Raw genomic sequence first — 19,527 nt, forward strand, 5'->3', positions numbered from 1 at the left:
ATTTGGTGGTTTGTTTTTTCTTTTTCATAGCTGAGGGAGTTTGGAATTAACGAACATTCAAAATACTAAATTCTTTAGCAAATATACGGGGCAATACGCCCTGAATGTGCGCAGTTAAAATAAATACTTTGTGGTTATGGATTTCGTAGGTGCGTAGTAATGTGGTTTCACAGGCTACAAGGCAAAGAAAAGGCTAAACAGCCGGATTGCCAATAACAAAAAGGGTGTAGAAATTAGGAAAAGTTCTTATATTATTGTGTGTTACTCAAAGTTCAGGATTTCTGTAGGATGAACGCCCAGGCCGGAAGCAAGCTCTACGATGGTCGACACTGTGATATTTAGTTTGCCTGTCTCTATATCATGGATTCTCCCAGGTTCAATAGAACAACGGGCACTAAGTTCCCGATAGCTTAACCTCTGAGATTCGCGTAGTTGTTTGATGTGTTCGCCCAGCTTGGTTAAATACTTCTCCGTCTGCTTGGATTTCATAGTGCGAAAAAGGCGAAGAAAACCGGGAAAGGCGTTACCAAAGTTGATAACAGGGGCATATTTTTTGGGGTCTAAGGGCATGACCCAGCAGCTGCGGAACATAAAGTTGAACGGCAAAGTCGTTAGGGTGGGGTTCCGCCTGGTCCACACGCCTCACCGGGGATATATAGTGGAATATCTGGGTTCAACGGCGTTGATGGAGATCAGGAAGGCGTCGGTTGTTCTGCGGTCTGCATACGGAGCCTGGGACGTTGATTTACTGAAAGTTATTAAGGATTATATTAAACCAAAATAAAACAGATAGCGCTCGGCGCTTGACGGCAAATCCTATTTATGAAGTGCTTCAATGGAATTGTTACCTTGCTCTTGTTCTTAACAGCGTCCGCGAGCGCGCAGAAGGACACAATGAAAACGGCCTTTGGTATGTACTTACCAGAGGAGAAAGTTTATATAACAGCCAAAGGGCATGTTTTTAAAAAAGGGGAGTACGTGTTGATCGGCATGGGGTCCGACCAAGGAGGAAAATATCAATATATTTCGACAAGAAGTGTGGCAGTTGGCGCTATTCCATTAAATGGGGGATGGAAAGGTTCAAAGTTTCAAATCAAAGATATCCTCGTATCGGGGAATAAAAAAAATGGCTATATACCTATTTTGAAACTTGGTGGAGGCAATCTTGCGAATTATTTTTCAACGATTGATGCGGCAATCGAATCGGGGGAGATTTTATTGCCAGAAGATTCGACGTGGAAACCCGTACCTGCGGAAATGACCTCCGTAGCAGACGAAATTCGGAAATTGAAAGCGTTATTGGATGAGGGCGTTATAACCCAGCTGGAGTTTGAAACCCAGAAGAAAAAGTTGTTGAATAAACAGTAACTGTTTTGATATGGCACGAGAATCAATTTTCAAGGCCGCAGCGAGCCTTCAGAAAAAGTTATTACAGCTGCCTGAATCTGGAATGGGGTTTCAGTTTGTTGCAGATGCAATATCCAGCAAGAACTGGCTGGTTTTGAATTCAGAGGTATTGATTGAAATTAAATTGGGATTCGTGCCCAGTTTTGAATACAAAGACGCCTCGATGTTCCAGGAAATAAATTTTGAGCCAGTCTTCCAGCTCGGGCGGTTGTCAGTTCCGGCAATCGAAGCGCCAATTCAAAAAGCCAAAGGAACAGAAGCGGATTACTGGGTTAGGCTTTCAGCTTTTGAGCAAGATCGGAGAATTGATGGTCGCACAGGCAGATTATTACCTGGTTCATTTACAACTCGGATTACCGACTTTACAAATATGGGACTTATGATCCCTGGCGACACAACTCCACACCTACGAATTCCCCATGAAAGGTATGCGCTTCCTAACAATCTACCAATATCCTGGGTATTTTCAATCAAAGCTGCCAACGGGGATGAGTTTCAGCAAGGTATCGCGCTTCCAGCATATTCAAGGAGTGGCGGTGGTGTCGAGTGTTTTTTCGCAAATGGCACGAGCGAAGGGACGCTTCATCAGAAACTTAGGGCGTAGAAGGAGTAAAGATGGTGAGATAAAAACAAAACCCCTATCTTAGCTAATAATTGTTAAGATTCTAATTGCCAGTTAAGTAGGCCGCATTTTTTTTAATAAAATGGGTCGAAACGGAGTCACAATTTACAAGTTCAGCCTGCGCGGCAGGTTGGTTAAGTCTTACACCTCTGTAGCCGAAGCTCAGGAGAAAGAGCGGACCAGCAGGTATTTCTTATTGAAGGCCATCGCGAACGGTAAACCGTTGGCAGGAGGCCTTTTCTCTTTTACTGTTCAGCCACCAGTCCAGCGAGACAGGAAGGAGGAATTGCGGGCCCGCGTTACACGCAAGGAAACACCTTGGGTAGGCCCGGATGGCATGTTCGACATCAGGGGCTGGGCGTCATTATTCTAAAAACGCAAAATGAAAATAGCCGAATGGTTTGGGCGACGAGTGCGACAAGATGCACAGGATTTGCCGGGAGCCATCATCCCCACATCTGTGATCAGCAGGTTCCCGCTTCTGGGGAATCTGTATCGTTTGATCGGTTTCGACCTGCGCCGGCTGACACGCGATAAGCTGCAGCCGGTCGATATCGGCATTTACCAGACCCTAGACGGCAGCACATATAACGGGCAGGCCCTTATTCACGCAAATTACTTTGTGAACGCCGAAACAGGGGAGGACGTAAACGGCCGGCCATTCTGGACTATTGACGTCTTTATGAACCACGTTAACCCGCAATACATGCAGGAGCTCTGCGCCCGCCTGGTGTCCTGTTACGGCACTCCGTATGTATCAGAGGGCGCCGGTAAGTACACTGGCGGAGACCTGGCACTTTCGCAGGAAAAGCCGGCTGTGAGCCTTAAATGTTGGCTGAACCAGTACCTGGATGGCTATGCTCTGAAAAGGTGTGAGCTGTGGTTGCGGTCCTATGAGTTCGGCAGGATTGCGAATCTCCATTTTCACGTATACGAACAGTGATTGTATTCACATGAAATACAATTAGTTAACTTGCATTTTTTTCACTTTGTACCTTCGCATAAACATTCCCTGATAACTACAGGGCTGGTTTATAATGGCGAAGAAAGTAACCGCAAAGAAAGAGGCTGCTGCGCCCGCAGATAAGCCCTTATCAATTAAAGAGCGACTGTTTGCCGACCGCTTCCTTATTCACGGAATTGGCCGGCAGGCTGCTATTGAAGCAGGTTACAAAGACGGCGCTGGCACCATGGTCGTGGCCTCCCGCCTACTGGACAAACCCAATATCAAAGCCTATCTCGAGGCAAGAACCACAAAGATTTTCGATAAGCTGGAGCTTACCCAGGAACGGGTGATGAAGGAGTATGCGCGTATTGCGCTGTCCGACATCCGGGCCTATTTCACCACGGAAGGGGAATTGAAGCCCTTGCATGAACTGGATGATGATGCCGCAGCAGCTTTATCCAGTGTGGAAACTGACGAGCTTTTTGAGGGCCATGGAGATCTGCGGCACCAGGTCGGAGTGACACGTAAGATCAAAATGTGGGATAAGAAAGGAGCCCTGGACAGCATCTGTAAAGTGATGGGCTGGAATGCACCCGAAAAGAAAGAGTTAACCGGTAAAGACGGCACTCCGCTCATTCCCCAGCCGGACCTGTCCAAGCTCACGGACGAAGAATTACGTGTAATGGCACAGATTAAACGCAAGCTAAATGTTGAACATATATGAGACTGAGCTTGCGCGACGCCATTTGCGTGACTTCACGCTGATTACAAAACCGAATTTCAAACCTAACTGGTTTCACGATAAGTATTACGAAGTTCTTAACAAGTTTGCCAAGGGTGAGATAAAGAAGCTTGCTATTTCCGTTCCCCCGCAACACGGAAAGTCTGAAGGCAGCACCCGACGTTTACCGGCATTCATGATCGGGCGAAACCCTAATCTACGAATAGCTATAGCGTCGTACAACGCCACAAAGGCCCGGAAGTTTAACCGGGAGATTCAGCGAGTAATGGATGAGCCCGACTACAAGCTAATTTTCCCGGAGGCCAGGCTTCCGTCTGAACGCGATAAGAACTATGTCCGAACACATGATGAGTTCGATATCGCAGGCAAGGAAGGGAATATAAAGACGGTTGGCGTTGGTGGTGCGCTTACCGGTGATCCGGTAGACATCATGATTATCGATGACATCTACAAGGATCAGAAGTCGGCCTGGAGCCATACGGTGCGCGAGAATGTTCAGGACTGGTACGATACGGTAGCCGATTCGCGATTGCACAACGACAGCCAGGTGCTGATTGTATTCACCAGATGGCACGAAAAGGACCTGCTGGGGCATTTACTTTCCAAGGAGGATGACTGGGTGGTGATCAATTACCCGGCAATTAAAAAGGGGCCGCCTACAGACCACGATCCGCGGAAAGAAGGAGAAGCGCTATGGCCCGAAAGGCATAACAAAGAGAAGCTCGAAAAGACCCGGCTGAGAAACTCTCATGTTTTTGAAAGCCTTTACCAGGGAGATCCCAAGCCGAGAGAAGGCTTACTGTATAAGAATTTGAAAATATACCGGGAGCTTCCGGCGACTGCGAAGACGCGAAAGGCGGTCGTTGATACCGCAGACCTCGGGAAAGATTACCTCTGCAGCATCGTGTACGCGCCAACAGTTTCAGGATACTACCTTTTGGATGTCCTGTATACTACCGAGGGAATGGAGGTGACAGAGAATAAGACCGCAGTACAGTTGACGAAGTGGGATACGCAGAGGGCCCGGGTTGAATCGAACAATGGCGGCCGCGGGTTCGCCCGTAACGTGGAGAAGATTTGTCGTGAACTTAAAAACAGGAAAACAGCGTTCGACTGGTATCACCAAACTGATAATAAAGAGGTCCGAATATTCACAAATGCCGCTGAAGTTATGAACATGGTGTATTTCCCGGAAGGCTGGGACCTGAAGTGGCCGGAGTTTTATTCTGCAATTACTGGCTACATGGCACAAGGAGGCAATGAGTTCGACGATGGCCCGGATGCGCTTACCATGGTGGTTGAAGCTGAAGGAACGGAAGAATACAAAATCTATTAATATGAATCTGCGTACAGTTGACATAAAGAGAATTCTCAAGGAGCGGCCAAATGCCGCCATTGTTGATGAAGGCAAGCGGATGAACAAGAAGCTGGCGGTTCATATTGCCGGGATCGGCATGAGTACCTACCTGGAAAAGATCAACACTTTCGAGAACGATGACCAGAAGGCTATCCGCCAGAAGTACGCGCGTTCAAATGTAGACCTGTTCGAAAGGATCGGTCGCCCAATCGACGAGGTGTTTTCTGCCCGCGGGGGATCTGTGTATTACAACCTCCCAAAATCGGACGAGCCCGTTTTCCGGGATTACCTGGGCGAGGTAGAATGGGGCTACAGCCTGCGGAAGTGGATGGACCATATCGCCCGGCCGGCGTACCTCATGGACCCAATGGGCCTTATCTTCATAGAGGTAAACGCAAAGGGAGAGGCGTACCCGACGCATAAAAGCATCGCGGGGGTGTATGACTACCAACTGAACGGCCGCAGGCTCGATTACGTCATCTTCAACACAGAGAAGAAGAACATCTTTCGCATTGTGGATGACTCTTTTGACCGTCTTTATAAATACGAGGGTGACACCCTTTCAATCGTACCCAATTCAACCTTTCCCAACTACTTCGGCCATGTGCCGGCGCGTGTTGTCTCAGATATCATAAAGCCCGGTATGAACGTCTTTGCGTCCCCTTTCTGGGCTATTGTGGAGCTGGGGGATGAATTCCTTCGTGAGGGCTCTATAAAGAGCGTATTCAAGCTGATGCACGGCTTTCCCAAGTACTGGCAGCTGACCACGACCTGCTCAGAATGCCAGGGGGTAGGTGAGAAGAACGGGGAAACGTGTAAGACCTGTAAGGGCACCGGCAAAAAGTTGCGGCATGATGTGGCGGATTCGATCAACGTGCCGATTCCGAAGCAGGGTGATCCTAAGATTACCCCGGACGTGGCTGGATATGTCACCCCTGACATTGACGGCTGGGCAAAAATGACGGAAGAATTGAAGTTGCTCGAGGATCTGATGAATCAAACCGTATGGGGGACGCATCAGCGAGAAGACGCCGACAACAATACCGCAACGGGCCGGTTCATTGACACGCAGCCTGTTATCCGGCGCCTCAGTAAATTTTCGGAATGGGGCGAGGATATCGAAAAATTCGTTACCCAGGAACTGGGAACCTTCTACTTCCCGAAATCCTTCAAAGGGTGCTCTGTCAATTACGGCCGGCGATACCTGGTGGAATCGCCCGACACCATCTGGGAAAAGTACATCAATGCCAGAACATCCGGCGCCCCACAGTCATCTCTCGATGAGCTCCTGCGGGACTACTATTACACGAAATACTCCAATGACAGCCTGGAACTCCAAAAGCACCTTCGCCTCATGAAGCTGGAGCCGTTCGTACATCTCTCAATCAATGAGGCAAAGAACGTTGCAATGGGCACCCCTGACTACAAAATGAAGCTCTATTTCACTGAATGGCTCGGGACACAACATGAAACAATCCTCTTGTTTGCAAAGCTTGAAGAGTTGAGAACCTCGCTCCGCGAGTATGCGGATACGAAAGAGGATATGGTAATTGAGAAAGAGAAAACATTCGTTCACTAAAACTGACAATATGCATCACACTACAAGAAAAAAGTATGTAGGCCTGAAAGAAACAGGGCTTACTGCTGAAGAGCTGAAAGCGGAAATGCTGCAAAATGAAGTGCCTGAAGCGGAAGCAGATAAGCTCATCGAAGAGTTGTACGCCCCCGCACTTCCCGAAGACCCCAAAGAACCGAAAGAGCCTAAGCCAGCCAAAAAAAATCAGGCTGATGAAGACGGGCCCAATTACGAGGAGTGGAAAATGGGGATCACCCGCGACAGCAACGGCCAGGTTGAACTGGAGAAGATCAAAAAGATCAAGGACGTTAGAATTGACAACGCCCGCGCCGAGCGCCTCAATCTCCACTCTGAGAACACCCGTATCAAATACTTCAAAAAATAACCTATGCTGACAGCTGACGAACAGAAAAAGATTGCCAAGCTCCTGAAACTGGACGAAACAAAGTTTGCTGAGGCCCTGAAGAGCGATAAAGAGGTTGCCCTGGAAATCCCGGAGCTTTCCATTTTCACCGCGGATGAACTGAGCACCCGCGATACGAACCAGAAAAAGCTGGGGTACACGGAAGGCAAAGATGCGGGCCTGGAAATCTTCATCAAGGAGCAGAGGACCAAGCATGGCCTCGACTTCGAGGGGAAGGATCCGGACAAATTTGTAACCGCATTCCAGGCAAAAATCCTGGCGGATGCGAAGATCGAGCCGAACCAAAAGCTTCAGGAGAAAGACGCTGTAATTGCCAAGCTTCAGACCAACATTCAGGAGTTTGAGAAGAAGTACAACGCGGAAGCCCAGAGGGTAAAGCAACTGGGTACGAAGAGCAAACTCCTGGCCGTGATACCCAGCGGCCTGCCGGTGGATCAGGAAGAGGTCCTGCTGAGCGCCCAGGCCCGGGGGATTGTCTTCGAAGAAGATGAATCTGGTAAAATCATCGCCAAACGGAACGGAGAGGTGATCCGCGACGAAAAGACGCAGGCAGAAAAAGACTACAAGGTGGTACTGACCGACTACATTACCGAGCGCAAATGGGCTCCGGTTGCCGGCGGTGAACCTCCAAAAGGTGGCCGCGGTGGGAACAGTGACCGTACACCGGCCAGCATAAGCAAGATGTCCGAAGCGGAAGCCGAATGGAAGGCACAGGGGAAAAGCCCCAACAGTTCCGAATTCCAGGCTTACGTGACTGACCTCGTGAAGAACAACCAGGATTTCGACCTTGATAACTGATAAAAGTGCCCCGTTTCGGCGGGGCCTTATTTTGCCATGATGGTCATAAACAACAAATACGAAATAGGACAGAAGGTGTACCTGGTGAGCGACCCGGATCAAAACGTTCGCATTGTAACTTCTTTCCGCATCTATATGGCAGGAGAAATTATGTACACGGTGGTATGTGGCATTCAGGAATCCAGTCATTACCATTTCGAACTCTCAGAAGAAAAGGACCTCACCATGAGCGCATCATGAAGCATGAGTTTTATTTATATTCGTTTGTAATGATTGCCGGTGGCTCATTTCAGAGAATTGTTCGGTTGTTTTATGAGTTTTTTATTTTAAAGTACATTTGCATTGGACACTGATGGATTACCCAGGATACGTGGTCCCATTAAGCCCGGAAACTCGCCTAGGATATTTGGCAAAGTATATAGCGCAAGACACTGCGCAAAGCATCTTCCCAAGATGATGGGAGTATTATTCATACTCTGAACAATGCCAAATTTTTCAGCAACGAACCTTGTAAAAGCTCAGGCTCGTTTAAAAAAGCGCTTCACTGAAGCCGAACTTCGCAAAAGACAATCTGCTGCCACCATTCTGGCACAAAAGAACCTCGACATACTGATCCCTTCTCACCAGGAACTCCGCAAGCGCGAAGATCGCCCTGTTGAAGGTAACATCCTTGCCCGCAGCAAACGCGCAACCACCACAGCAAGAACCCACAATCACACTGGCGCCCGCGGCGATTCTTTTGTTTTGCCGTTCACCTGGACGCAGTTTGTGGACAAGTTCTCCATTTCCCTCAAACAGATGGACAATAACGTCTTCGGCTTCGAAGAAACCCTGGCGCAGCAACTCCTGAACGCAGCTATCAACATTCATGAATCGATCGAGACCTTTTTGATCGATTACCTGTTTGCACAGCGTACGCAGATCAACGCAGCCACCCAAGGCGGCACTTTCAATGCGACCAATGACGCCTTCGAAATCGCCCTGGCGAACAAAGCGCGTTTCTACCAGCTGGCGAAGTCCATGATGCGCCAGAACAACTACAAAGGCACCTTCGACGTGATCGCATCACCGCAGACCTATGTAGATGGTGAGTTCTACGCTAACCAGGGCGGTGGCAACGCCACAAACACCAATTTCCAGTTTGACGGGCTCAATATCGTTGAATCCGTGGAGCTGGAGGATGCCAACTATGCTGGTGGTATCTCCCTAATCATGCCGGCGGGTCAATTCGCAATGCTTCCGTGGATTCCCAAACAGAACCGTGAAGGATGGGGAGATTACAATTCCTACGCAGGTGGCTACGGCTCTATCGAAGATCCCCTGGGCAGCGGTCTTGTGTTGGCTGTTCACGGCTACACAGAGCGTGCTGACACCTCCGCGGCCAACGGCAATGCGCAGGACAACGTGCTGCAGCTGGAGATTTCCGTGGATATCGCCCCGGCTGTTGCCCCGCTTTCTGTTGCAACTGAATCCATCATTTACGAAGTCGCTCAACTGATCGCGTAAGTGTACAGGACCGAAGTCATATCGAAACTCTTTGGTAGGGTAGGTTGGCGGCAAGAGGCCGGTGCGCCGGTTGTCGATTCCGCCAACTTGGCCAGCAAGTCCAAGCGGTACTTTCAGGGTGCTCATTCGATCATTTCCCTCAAGCGCATAAAGGAAACTGCCGGGGAAGTGAATATGAATGATGCTGCATTCAATGCACTTCTCAAAACGATGCAGGAAAGCTCAATTGCGGCTGTTCTGGATGGCGTATTTAACCAGTCCGAAATCATCGAGCAAAGGCTTGAGTTCGACGTTTGCGACCAGGAGCCCGTTTTGATTGAGAATAGTGGACTGTTCGTGGGTAGGAAGATAAAGGTTTCGTCCAATGCGGCTAGATCCGTACGGGTGAACGCCATATCGCTTTATTTCAACGGCGCTGGGACGTTCAATATCTACCTGTTCAACTCCTTAAAGAAACTGCCGATTAAAACTCTAGAAGTAACTACTGAGGCGGATTCCATCGTGGTAGTTGAGCCGGATGACTGGATATTGAACTACATGGACGGCGGGGTGAAAAGTGGAGTATTCTACATCGGGTACTTTCAAAGTGACCTGGTTGGAGTAAAAGCCTACGATCAACGCCCGTGGTCCTGGATCTGCGCTAACTGCTACCGCTCAGATGCGATTGAGGCCGAAGCGCCAACTGCTACGGACTTTGTGCGTACAAACCCGCCCATCACGTCCCGGACCTACGGGCTCAACATCGAATTCTCCTCCGTCAATGATTACACAGAAGTGATCAAGCAAAACCCCCAGGCATTCGACACAGCCATCGGGCTGCAAATGGGCGCCATGGTAGTCGAGCAGATCATGAACAGTGTACGGTCAAACGGCACGGAGAGGATATCGAAAGAGCAGGCCCACCAGTTGTATATCGATCTCAACTTGGAGAAGATGACTGAGGAGTTGCCGTTCTCTACCGGCTTGAAGGGACAACTTAACAGGGAAATGAAACGGTTGAACCTGAATTTTTTCCCAAAGGAGAAGCCTTTTACAATCACCTCACCAAATGATCCATGCTATACACCAAGGTTCAACCGGTAGGGATGGATATTCCCATCCAGAAGCTGCAGGGATACTTGTTCAGCAAGCTTCCCGCGGTTTGGGGAATTACACCGGCCGAATATTCGGCGTACGGCCGCTGCTACCGGAATCAAAAGGATGATGGTTACGTAGCCGAGGTTTACACGGGGAACAGGGAGTATCGGGAGGTTTATCTAGATGACACGGTTTCGGCTCTTTCCTTTTTCGGAATCTCTGGGGACACTGAGTTAGATATTGCCAGTACGGCGAGTGTTCACCTGGTTTTCTTCGTGAACCTGGAAAAGCTTAAACCAGCCATCGGGCACCGTGGCGATGAGGAAGTGCGGGTTGATGTGCTGAACCTCATTAAAGGCGGAATCTACGGCTTCACCGTAACAGAAATTTCGACAGGCATTGAAAGGGTGCTCCAAGAATACGCTGGAACGACTATGGCCCAGAGGGATAATCTGGACGGCCTTTACGCACGGGACATGCATCCATATCACTGCTTTCGGTTTGACTTCGAATTAAGGTACAATATCAATAACTGTTAACTTTTAAATGCTATCACAATGGCAGAATTAAATAAACTGGAATGCGAAAAGAAGGTCAAAAACACGGGATACGGAAAGTGCCCCGTTGATTTTCTCGCATTTATCGGCGGTTTCCTTGCGCCTATTGGTCTCGTATTGACCAAAGCGCAGCTGGCCGATCTCCAAGCTACATTCCAAAGTTTGGTTTTGGCCGACATCGGCCAGAGAATATTCCCTTTTCACGGATGGGAAGGGGTAACTCCCAACACCCATGATCCAACATTTGCTGCTATGCCAAGTGGTAGGCAGGTGTTTGTGAAAGAAGGGGATATCGATGTAACGTATCAATTCCTGGATGTCGGCCTCTGCCTGTCAAATCGCATGAGGTCGTTTAACAACGATTTCAGTTATGGCCTTTTCCGGTATGACGAGGAGTTTAAGCTTCAAGGTACAACCAAGCTTGACGCCGATGGAAACCCCGGCCTGGCTCCGATTCCGCTGAAGGTAAACTATACTTACCCGGTGGGAGAGAATGATTTTACCAACCCTTCAATTTACCGGAGCCGGTATTCATTTGCGCCGAACTATGTAAATGAAAACGTAGGCTTTGTGCAGGCTGATTCCTGGATAAAGGATATCAAGGGGTTGGTTGATATCGGCCTGACGATTTCCGGAACTCCTACAGGGGGCGTTTACCAAGTGCTCCCGCTGGCCGGATGTAGTCAAACGAATCTGTTTGACCAGTATTCAGCTGCGTTGGCTGTTGCGGGCTTGTGGAAGATGTACAACGTCGCCACGGGTAACGAAATCGACATCGACTCCGTAGCTGCCAATGCGGGGTTAAAGGCAATCACTGTTACTGCGGACACAGCCGATCCTGATTACACTGCAGCTACTGCCACCGGGAAGGTGCGTATTGAGCTTGCGGACGCCGCGGCGCTCGATGCCGCAGATATCACTGGCTACGAAGGGATTCCTTTAACTGTCGTTCGCGGCGTATAAACTGCATATCGCATGAGGAAAAAGATCACAAATATCAGTTTTGGTGAATCGGTGAAGAAGTTGAGTTATGACGAGTTCATGGCTCGCTTCCAGCCGATTTACCCGGATGCTGATCTCAACTCTTATGCCGCCGAACTCGGTATCAAGCCTGTTGCCATAAAAGAGGAGAAACCGTACGGGGGCCGGCGCAGGCCTGCCTCCGTTAAATTAAAGGGCTTTGACACGGATATCACAACTCCAGAACCGAATCCGACGGACGAACGTACAGATGCTGGCGCGGGAGAGCATGAAGCAGACGAAGAAGGACTTCATTGAGTGGCAGGAAGAGCAACTGAACGCGGGAAAGCGAAAAACCGGCGGAAGGATCAAGCCGGAGTACCGGCCAGCGACCAAGGCTATAAAGCGGAAGAAAGGGCAACCAACTGATCGGGTAACGCTGAAAGATACCGGGTTCTTCCATGCCTCCCTCTTCCTGGTAGTCGGCCAGAATGATTTCGGGGTGGTGAGCACGGACCGTAAGGGACCGTGGCTGGTGGACAAATACGGTGAGAGCATTTTCGGACTCGGCGGGGTTTTCAAAATCGGGTATATCGACGACCTGCAACCAGTTTTCATCGACAAAATTCGCGAATCATTACACCTGTAACATTATACAAAGACTGTTTCGAGCTGCCGCTAAGCCGCTTCATCCGCTGCGTGGTTGATGGGGATTTAACCGCACTGGTCAAGGAGGGGGAATCAGACGATACCTCCCTTCATGCTCATTGGGTGATCATCAACCAGCAATACGTCGAGCTGGCCGGGGATACGCTGAATAAAGTAGCCATTTCCTTGGAACTCGAAGTGGAAGCGCTTACTCACCGGATTACATCGATCTACGAGACCATTGAGATACTGCGTACATACCGGGTTGATGAGCTGGTGGATTTGCTACGAAAAGAGGGGTACCGGTTCCCGTTCAATCCTGATGACCTGGTTTCATATTACAAGGATCTTTCCCGTGTGAGCACCAGGGCCAAAACCCTGATCGTCGAGCTGGAAACGAAAACAGCAATGCTGGCCAAGCAACACGATTCGAAAGGGGCGGAAAAAATTGGCCGGGACCATTTCGAATCCTGGCTGGTGGTGCTGTCCAAATTCATGGGCCATAACCTAAACCCTGACGAGCTCACGGTGGCCAGGTATGCCACCATCATGAAACATTACAATTCTCACTGTGAACAGTTAAAAGCGCAAACCAATGGCAAGAAGAGACCTCATCGATGAGGTGATCAACAGTCCAAAGGTTGACGCTCAGCTCGACCGGTTGGACGAACGCCTGGAAAAGGTGGTGAAGAAGATCATCGAGATAAACCGGCTGGGGAAAACCATTGATTTCTCCAAAGGATTCACCGAGTCTGCCCGTGCAGCTCAGGAAGCCCGCGCCGCCACTGAAGCCCTCCGCAAAGAACGGGAGGAACTCCGCAAGCAAGAACAAGCCACCCGCAACGCGATCGCGGAAACCCGCCTGGAGCAGCAGAAGCTGAAGACTGAAATGGACCGGACGCGGGAAGCAGAGCAGAAAGCCAGGATTGCCAAGAAGGCCCTGAAAGATTCGATCGTTGCAGAAACTGGCTCTATCCTCCAACTGAGGAACACTCTTCGCCAATTACAGGCCCAATACGACGCTCTCGGCCCCAAAGCGAGGAATGCTATAGGTGGCCGGGAAATGCTGGCAAATATCAGGAAGGTTGATGCCGAATTGAAGAAACTGGAGGCTACCACAGGTAGGTTTCAGCGCAATGTCGGCAATTACCCAAAACTCGTTGGGGGCCTTCAAGGGTTCCTCGGAGGGGCAGGTATCGGGGTAACCCTCGGGGCGGCCGGCATCGGATTGATAGCGAAACAAGTATTCGATACCACCGTACAGCTGGATAGCATGAATGCGGCGTTGCGGGCTGTTTCCGGCTCTGAAGAAGAGTTTGCCAAAAACCAGCAGTTTTTGCTCGACGTGTCTGAACGATTGGGCTTGAACATCCTGGAGCTGACCGGTGCATATAAACTGTTTTATGCAGCGTCCACGCAGTCAGGGTTGTCGGCCGGCGAAACCAGAACCATTTTTGAATCCGTGGCTGAATCAGCCGCGGTACTGAAATTATCGGCACAGGACACGCAAGGTGTTTTGCTGGCGTTTTCTCAAGTGCTCGGCAAGGGCAAGGTACAGGCCGAAGAACTTCGCGGTCAGATCGGCGAGCGCATACCCGGCGCATTCGCCATTGCGGCGCGTAGCATTGGCGTAACTGAGCAGCAGCTGAACAAGATGTTGGAGAAGGGCGAGGTGATCGCTTCGGATTTCCTGCCCAAGTTCGCCGCTGAATTGAGAAAAACGTATGGAACGGATGGGCCGGTAGACAGTCTGCAAGGTTCCATCAATAAGCTGAGCAACGAATTCACCGAACTGGTCCAGAATAATGAAAGCGGGCTTTCGCGCTTTTTCAAGGGAATCGTGAATGCTTCCCGCGAAGCGCTGAACGGGTTCAATATTTTCCTGGAAAAGGTACAAGAATTCAGCCTTGGAGAGTACTTAAGCGATCTAACCATTGGGCGTGATGTATTGGCTCAGGCAAACAGGCAAACCGAAGAGCTGATCAATCAGGCGAAGCGAGATGAACTGAGGGCTGGCAACAATGCCTATATCGAAGAGTTTAAAAAAGCTTCCGCAGAACAACGCAAGGTGATGCTGGAAGAGGCGAAAAAGATGGCTGCCATCACCGCCAAAGCGGCGGAAGAAGCATCCGTGCCCGGATTCTTAACCGGCGCCAATCCTACGCAATTGGGCGAAAACGCCGAGGCGATTGCAAAAGCCAGGCGGGCGCAGGACTACGCATTCCAGGAATCAGACCGAGTGCAGCAGTTCCAACAGATACTTGCAGAAGAAGCTGCCGCAGCTACAAAGGCTACGGCTAATGTTACGAAAGAACAGGAAAACGCCGCTGCGCGCCTGCGCGAACGCCAGCGCAAAGCGTTGCTGGACGCAAAGGGCATCGATCTGCAGGCTGCCATTGATTCCCAAAAAGAAATTTTCGAAAACGAAAAAGTATCCCTCCAGGGCAGGCTCGATGCCCTGGGCACCTATTACGAGCTTCGTGATCAGCTGATCACCGAAAACCTTGCTATTGAAAAGCAAAAGGAGGGGCTTCTCCCCGAAGAAATCGCCCTGCTCGAAAAGAAGGCAGACGCCGAGCGGCTGGAGAACCGGAAGGAATTCTGGAAAGAATATACGGGTGTTGCAAAATCCGCTGCAGACGAGCAAACAAAAGCGGTTCTTGAAGCCTTCGACCGGGAATCTGCGGAAATTGACCGCCGGGAGGCCGCCGAACTGGAACGCGAAACAGAGCGGTATCAGAAAAAACAGTACAGCCAGGAGCAGTTTGAATTGATCAAGCTGCAGATCGCCAATAAGTACAACACGTTGCGCCTCCAGGCGGAGATCGCTGCAGCGAAGAAGTCGCTGGAGATCCTCCAGGCAAATGGCCAGCCGGTGGAGGCGGCGTTGAAGAGGCTGCACGATCTGGAAATGCAGCTGGCGAAGGAAAGCCAGGAGTTCCACGAACAGAGCGAGAAGAACAAAACGGAAGCCACGCAAAGCGAGCTGGAGAAGCGGCGTGATCTAGAGCAGCAGTACCATGACCGGATTAGCTCACTCAGGCAGGATGCGTTGCAGTTCGCAACCGACCTGGGGCTGTCCTTCTTTGAAAAGGAAAAGAACCGCCTTCAGGATCAAATCGACCTAATCAGCGAGCAGGAGAAAAAAGAGATTGAAGCGATTACCCGCTCAGCGGCCTCGACGGAAGAGAAGGAGAACCAGATCACGGTAATTAAGGAAACCGCACAGGTAAAACGGGAGGCGCTTGAACGTCGTCAACGAGAAATAGACGCCCGCGCAGCGCAATTCCAAAAATTCGCTTCGCTTTTCCAAATCGGAATCACAACCGCCGAAACGCTTTTCAAAATTCAAGCTCAAGCGGCCGTCCTTTCTTCGAATCCGTTAACGGCGGCGCTGGCATCACTCGCTTACGCGCAGATCCCTATCGTCATCGCCTCAGGCGCCCTCCAGGCTGCCGCCATTGCAGCCAAACGAATTCCTCGTTACGCCGAAGGTACGGACGATCACCCTGGCGGCTGGGCAATGCTAGGCGACGCCTGGCGGCATGAGCTCGTGGTTAACCCTGACGGTACGATGCAGATCACGCCCAACCGGCCGACTTATATGGATTTGATGCCACATGCCAAGGTACTGCCCGACGCGAAAGAGTATTTCCTGCGGAATCCGCACATGATGTTCCCAGCGCCACCAGATGTTGGTGGGCAGTCCGTATCTGATCCGTTCCTCGCAGAAGAAATCGTGCGCGGCGTAGACAGGAGCATGCGGAGGGTGGAAAAGGCCATCATGAACCGGCCTTCTGAGCGAACGATTATCGACGCTGATGGAATACGCCGACAGGCATACGACGGCCATGCCTGGCAAACATATGTTAATCAATTCGTACATCATAGATAATGCCGAAGCAGTTTTTATATTTTCTTACCAATGCTCAGGGACAGAGCTTCCGGGTTGACGAGAATAATATTGTCGTTACCAGCACGCTCCCTGTGCCGCAAAAAAACGCTCCGGACGGCTGGCAGGATAAGATGGTCCAGTTTGGCCGTAGCGCGAAATATTTCGGCCTATTTCGCAGTTTTACGATACCCCTGCGTTTCGTCAAGGCCGGCGCGAAAATAATCCGGCAGGTGCAGTACGGGTCAGGTTTTGAGGGTATTTGTTACCTGATCATCCTGAAATTGAACTACCAGACCATGAAGCATGAGAGCTGGTACAAGGGCGAGATCGATCTTTCAAAGGCCCGTGATCGCCGCGATTATTTCGAAGTGAACGTGCTGGAAGGCGGAACGAGAAAGTTGTTGTCAGCCAATGAAGGAAAAACGTATGAGTTTCCGCTGGATGTGAATGCAGAAGTGTTGGAGCTGGACGGGATTCTTCTGAAAAACGGAATCAGTTATATAATTCAGCCCGGACCGGCGCTTGCATTTGGAAACACGCTTTTGGGCTGCATTTTTATCAGTTCAGAAGGCGTTTATCGGGACATCTTATTTAACTCGCCGAGCTCCTTTACCAGAGGTACGCTCAGCGAGGCGCCCGAAAACACTGATTATTTGATTCGGAACGACGGCCCGGCCTATACTTTCAATCTTAGGGCGAAGTATGACGTAACCGCAGCATTCAATACTTCGCAAAGTGTCGGATATCGAGTGTCCGATGGTACTACTTATACAGGGTCAAGGACGACAATCTTTAGCGGCACAATTACAGCGAATCAGCCTCTGCATGTCGAGTTTGATATCTTAGTGACTTTGGAGAAGGGCCAGCGGCTTCACATCGACACCGTCGGCGGTGGTGAACTCCCTCCCAATCCGTTTATTTATAGCGAAGGCGGCACATTGGATATAAAATTCGATTATCGAATGCCGGCAACCCGCCACCGCGCATATACGGCGGTTGCCCTGGGTGCCAAACTGGGAGACAAGATCACAGAAGGTACGGCAACCCTCTCCGCGCCTGGCCTGGCAGTTACTGGTGCGGGCACGGAAGCCGATCCCTACCGCTCCTTACTGGTAATTTCCGGTGATGGCATTCGCCGGTTCGAAAACGCGGTCATCAAAACCACCTTCAACGACTTCTATAAAGCAATGAACGTGGTGAAGTTCGTCGGTTTGGATATCGTCAACGAGCAGATCGAAATTCACCCCAGGGCGAAATTCTACGATGACCCGGTTGTTTACGATTACGGCGAGGCAAAGGATTGCGAAGTGACCCTGGCCGAAGACATCATCTACAACCAGGTGAAGATTGGTAGCCCGGATCAGGATTACGATGACGTGAACGGCCGGTCGGAAGTGAACACCATCCAGGAATACGGCCTACCCGTGACCCGCATTGTAACAGATTGCGACCTGATCAGCCCATACCGGCATGATTGCTACGGAATCGAATACACCCGGGTGAACATGGAAGGGAAAACGACTACGGACAACAGCTCCGACAACGACGTATTCCTGATCGACGCCATTGGCGTAAGGGACGAAACCGGTCTGTTGGTGTGGCGGCCTTACAGAAAGGCTTATACGGAAATGACCGGCATAATTACCGATACCATCTTCAACGTCGAACTGAGCCCAAAAAGATTGCTTCTTCTACATTACCCTGAGCTGGCGCCGATATTCTACAAAATGGTGGGCAAAGAGGTGACCTTTCAGAAGTCGGAAAAAAACGCTGAACTGGTGACGACCTACGACGACGGTTCAGGCCCTGTAACCATCGCTGAGAAGGCGAACATTCCCGCGACTATTGACGGCGCGCTGTTTCTTCCCTACTATTTCAACATCAAAACGAAAACTGCCGCCAATTACCTGGCATTGCATGCAGCTGCCCGTGCTGGAAATGGCCAGTTCACCTGGTTGGGTAAGCAGTGGACGGGTTTTTTGATTGATGGAGGGATAAAGCAGGCCGCGCTGGAAGAGCAAACGATTAAGTTGCTGGCGGCTCCCGGCAATGACCTTACAAAACTGATACGCTGATGCCTGGAAATATTATTCGCATAGGAAAAGGATTGCCGGTAAAATTTTACCGGGTCAGCCCGCCGGTGGACCAGCGGTACAATACCGTGTATTGGGATCAGGATTGGTTCAAGAACACGATCCGCGACTTTCAGGACCGGGCAACGTATTTCCAGAAATGGCAACGGACGGACAACATGCCGCTGCAGCTTGAGGCGAATTACGACCCTATTTCCATTGACCTGATCCGCTGCGACGGAAGCCTGGTTGCCAGCCTTCCCTTCGAAAAAGTACCGACGGCCATTGTTGGGCAACCGTATTCTACCTACGAGCTGACCATTTCCTGGGCTGATTATCCGGATGGGTATTACTACCTCCTGTTGAAGGGCGGCTTTGGCGAAACGGTCCAGCTGATGGTTTCCGAAGGTATCGACCTGCGCCTGAAGCACCCGGATACCGTTCTGTTAGAATATTCCAACAGCTTCAATAAAGGCGGCATCGTCTGGGATACGGGAATCAAGATGAACTTCCGCGTGGAAGGGATTGTGAGCTACGACCAGCCGGGAAGCGAGGACGTGTTGTACATCGACCAGCCGCACAACGTTGTACCGCTCAGCTCTACGCCGTTCGATCTGTATTCTTTCGCCATCGGCTCACCTTTCGGTGTCCCGGTATGGGTGATTGATAAGCTGAATCAGCTGTTCAGCTTCGATACCGTGACGATTGACGGCCGCGGGTTCGCTAAAGCGGAAGGGGCGAAGTTTGAAAAGACCGAGGTTCCGAACTACCCGATGTACGGATGGACAATTCAGCTGAGCCCGACGCGCAACCTGGACTTCGAGGAATATGATGATGAGTTCGACGATGAAATCGTTGTGGCCTACAATATTGAAACCACGCTGTTCGGTACCTTCCCACCAGGAGATGAAACAATTTCTATAATCGAAAACGAATAAAG

Annotated in this window: 19 protein-coding genes; 18 read left to right on the plus strand and 1 reads right to left on the minus strand. The window is 50.4% G+C overall.

Going from position 1 to position 19,527, the window contains the following annotated elements; all coding sequences use genetic code 11:
• Positions 1–261: 261 nt before the first annotated feature.
• Entirely contained in the window at positions 262–591 is a 330-nt protein-coding gene (locus tag J7I43_RS24980; protein ID WP_378108703.1) for a helix-turn-helix domain-containing protein, read from the minus strand.
• Positions 592–822: 231 nt separating this feature from the next.
• Here J7I43_RS24980 and J7I43_RS06825 point away from each other — a divergent pair, with 231 nt between their 5' ends.
• From J7I43_RS06825 to J7I43_RS06910, 18 genes are all read left to right on the plus strand, one after another.
• The gene (locus tag J7I43_RS06825; protein WP_236023299.1) at positions 823–1,368 is read left to right on the plus strand and encodes an SHOCT domain-containing protein; all 546 of its coding nucleotides are present in this window, start codon (positions 823–825) and stop codon (positions 1,366–1,368) included.
• A 10-nt stretch (positions 1,369–1,378) separates the two neighbouring features.
• Positions 1,379–2,011, plus strand: coding sequence for a hypothetical protein (locus J7I43_RS06830; protein WP_209144565.1), 633 nt, complete (start codon positions 1,379–1,381; stop codon positions 2,009–2,011).
• Positions 2,012–2,411: 400 nt separating this feature from the next.
• Positions 2,412–2,972, plus strand: a complete 561-nt coding sequence (locus J7I43_RS06835) for a hypothetical protein (RefSeq protein WP_209144567.1) — start codon at positions 2,412–2,414, stop codon at positions 2,970–2,972.
• Positions 2,973–3,066: 94 nt separating this feature from the next.
• Entirely contained in the window at positions 3,067–3,699 is a 633-nt protein-coding gene (locus J7I43_RS06840; RefSeq protein WP_209144569.1) for a terminase small subunit, read from the plus strand.
• Positions 3,683–5,053: a phage terminase large subunit gene (terL, locus tag J7I43_RS06845; protein ID WP_209144571.1), complete on the plus strand. Its 1,371-nt coding sequence runs from the start codon at positions 3,683–3,685 to the stop codon at positions 5,051–5,053. Before J7I43_RS06840 ends, terL begins: the two co-directional genes overlap by 17 nt.
• Before the next feature lies 1 nt (position 5,054).
• Positions 5,055–6,653, plus strand: coding sequence for a zinc finger-like domain-containing protein (locus J7I43_RS06850; protein ID WP_209144573.1), 1,599 nt, complete (start codon positions 5,055–5,057; stop codon positions 6,651–6,653).
• 10 nt (positions 6,654–6,663) lie between these two features.
• Positions 6,664–7,035, plus strand: coding sequence for a hypothetical protein (locus tag J7I43_RS06855; RefSeq protein ID WP_209144575.1), 372 nt, complete (start codon positions 6,664–6,666; stop codon positions 7,033–7,035).
• Between the two features lie 3 nt (positions 7,036–7,038).
• Positions 7,039–7,872 (plus strand): hypothetical protein, encoded by an 834-nt coding sequence (locus J7I43_RS06860; RefSeq protein ID WP_209144577.1) that lies wholly within the window; start codon positions 7,039–7,041, stop codon positions 7,870–7,872.
• Positions 7,873–8,355: 483 nt separating this feature from the next.
• Positions 8,356–9,378 carry a hypothetical protein gene (locus J7I43_RS06865; RefSeq protein WP_209144579.1) on the plus strand — a complete coding sequence of 341 codons (1,023 nt, stop codon included), beginning with the start codon at positions 8,356–8,358 and terminating at the stop codon, positions 9,376–9,378.
• Complete coding sequence (locus J7I43_RS06870) at positions 9,379–10,461, plus strand: hypothetical protein (RefSeq protein WP_209144581.1); 1,083 nt, start codon at positions 9,379–9,381, stop codon at positions 10,459–10,461.
• 2 nt (positions 10,462–10,463) lie between these two features.
• Entirely contained in the window at positions 10,464–10,994 is a 531-nt protein-coding gene (locus tag J7I43_RS06875) for a hypothetical protein (RefSeq protein ID WP_209144583.1), read from the plus strand.
• Between the two features lie 18 nt (positions 10,995–11,012).
• Positions 11,013–11,975 carry a hypothetical protein gene (locus tag J7I43_RS06880; RefSeq protein ID WP_209144585.1) on the plus strand — a complete coding sequence of 321 codons (963 nt, stop codon included), beginning with the start codon at positions 11,013–11,015 and terminating at the stop codon, positions 11,973–11,975.
• 12 nt (positions 11,976–11,987) lie between these two features.
• Positions 11,988–12,290, plus strand: a complete 303-nt coding sequence (locus J7I43_RS06885) for a hypothetical protein (RefSeq protein WP_209144587.1) — start codon at positions 11,988–11,990, stop codon at positions 12,288–12,290.
• Positions 12,262–12,621 (plus strand): hypothetical protein, encoded by a 360-nt coding sequence (locus J7I43_RS06890; RefSeq protein WP_209144589.1) that lies wholly within the window; start codon positions 12,262–12,264, stop codon positions 12,619–12,621. Before J7I43_RS06885 ends, J7I43_RS06890 begins: the two co-directional genes overlap by 29 nt.
• A gap of 50 nt (positions 12,622–12,671) precedes the next feature.
• Entirely contained in the window at positions 12,672–13,241 is a 570-nt protein-coding gene (locus J7I43_RS06895) for a hypothetical protein (protein ID WP_209144591.1), read from the plus strand.
• A complete protein-coding gene (locus tag J7I43_RS06900) occupies positions 13,216–16,515 on the plus strand; it encodes a tape measure protein (RefSeq protein WP_209144593.1) in 3,300 nt (1,099 codons plus the stop codon). The genes J7I43_RS06895 and J7I43_RS06900 overlap by 26 nt, the downstream gene beginning before the upstream one ends.
• A complete protein-coding gene (locus J7I43_RS06905) occupies positions 16,515–18,590 on the plus strand; it encodes a hypothetical protein (protein ID WP_209144595.1) in 2,076 nt (691 codons plus the stop codon). The genes J7I43_RS06900 and J7I43_RS06905 overlap by 1 nt, the downstream gene beginning before the upstream one ends.
• Positions 18,590–19,525 carry a hypothetical protein gene (locus J7I43_RS06910; RefSeq protein WP_209144597.1) on the plus strand — a complete coding sequence of 312 codons (936 nt, stop codon included), beginning with the start codon at positions 18,590–18,592 and terminating at the stop codon, positions 19,523–19,525. The genes J7I43_RS06905 and J7I43_RS06910 overlap by 1 nt, the downstream gene beginning before the upstream one ends.
• Positions 19,526–19,527 lie beyond the last annotated feature (2 nt).

The organism is Chitinophaga chungangae (assembly GCF_017742215.1).
In the GTDB taxonomy this organism is placed as follows: Bacteria; Bacteroidota; Bacteroidia; order Chitinophagales; family Chitinophagaceae; genus Chitinophaga; species Chitinophaga chungangae.

What these genes read in the sequence shown, in the direction of transcription:
- J7I43_RS24980 (WP_378108703.1), bottom strand. Translation starts at nt 591, where the DNA reads ATGTTCCGCAGCTGCTGGGTCATGCCCTTAGACCCCAAAAAATATGCC.
- J7I43_RS06825 (WP_236023299.1), top strand. Translation starts at nt 823, where the DNA reads ATGAAGTGCTTCAATGGAATTGTTACCTTGCTCTTGTTCTTAACAGCG.
- J7I43_RS06830 (WP_209144565.1), top strand. Translation starts at nt 1,379, where the DNA reads ATGGCACGAGAATCAATTTTCAAGGCCGCAGCGAGCCTTCAGAAAAAG.
- J7I43_RS06835 (WP_209144567.1), top strand. Translation starts at nt 2,412, where the DNA reads ATGAAAATAGCCGAATGGTTTGGGCGACGAGTGCGACAAGATGCACAG.
- J7I43_RS06840 (WP_209144569.1), top strand. Translation starts at nt 3,067, where the DNA reads ATGGCGAAGAAAGTAACCGCAAAGAAAGAGGCTGCTGCGCCCGCAGAT.
- terL (WP_209144571.1), top strand. Translation starts at nt 3,683, where the DNA reads ATGTTGAACATATATGAGACTGAGCTTGCGCGACGCCATTTGCGTGAC.
- J7I43_RS06850 (WP_209144573.1), top strand. Translation starts at nt 5,055, where the DNA reads ATGAATCTGCGTACAGTTGACATAAAGAGAATTCTCAAGGAGCGGCCA.
- J7I43_RS06855 (WP_209144575.1), top strand. Translation starts at nt 6,664, where the DNA reads ATGCATCACACTACAAGAAAAAAGTATGTAGGCCTGAAAGAAACAGGG.
- J7I43_RS06860 (WP_209144577.1), top strand. Translation starts at nt 7,039, where the DNA reads ATGCTGACAGCTGACGAACAGAAAAAGATTGCCAAGCTCCTGAAACTG.
- J7I43_RS06865 (WP_209144579.1), top strand. Translation starts at nt 8,356, where the DNA reads ATGCCAAATTTTTCAGCAACGAACCTTGTAAAAGCTCAGGCTCGTTTA.
- J7I43_RS06875 (WP_209144583.1), top strand. Translation starts at nt 10,464, where the DNA reads ATGGATATTCCCATCCAGAAGCTGCAGGGATACTTGTTCAGCAAGCTT.
- J7I43_RS06880 (WP_209144585.1), top strand. Translation starts at nt 11,013, where the DNA reads ATGGCAGAATTAAATAAACTGGAATGCGAAAAGAAGGTCAAAAACACG.
- J7I43_RS06885 (WP_209144587.1), top strand. Translation starts at nt 11,988, where the DNA reads ATGAGGAAAAAGATCACAAATATCAGTTTTGGTGAATCGGTGAAGAAG.
- J7I43_RS06890 (WP_209144589.1), top strand. Translation starts at nt 12,262, where the DNA reads ATGAAGCAGACGAAGAAGGACTTCATTGAGTGGCAGGAAGAGCAACTG.
- J7I43_RS06900 (WP_209144593.1), top strand. Translation starts at nt 13,216, where the DNA reads ATGGCAAGAAGAGACCTCATCGATGAGGTGATCAACAGTCCAAAGGTT.
- J7I43_RS06905 (WP_209144595.1), top strand. Translation starts at nt 16,515, where the DNA reads ATGCCGAAGCAGTTTTTATATTTTCTTACCAATGCTCAGGGACAGAGC.
- J7I43_RS06910 (WP_209144597.1), top strand. Translation starts at nt 18,590, where the DNA reads ATGCCTGGAAATATTATTCGCATAGGAAAAGGATTGCCGGTAAAATTT.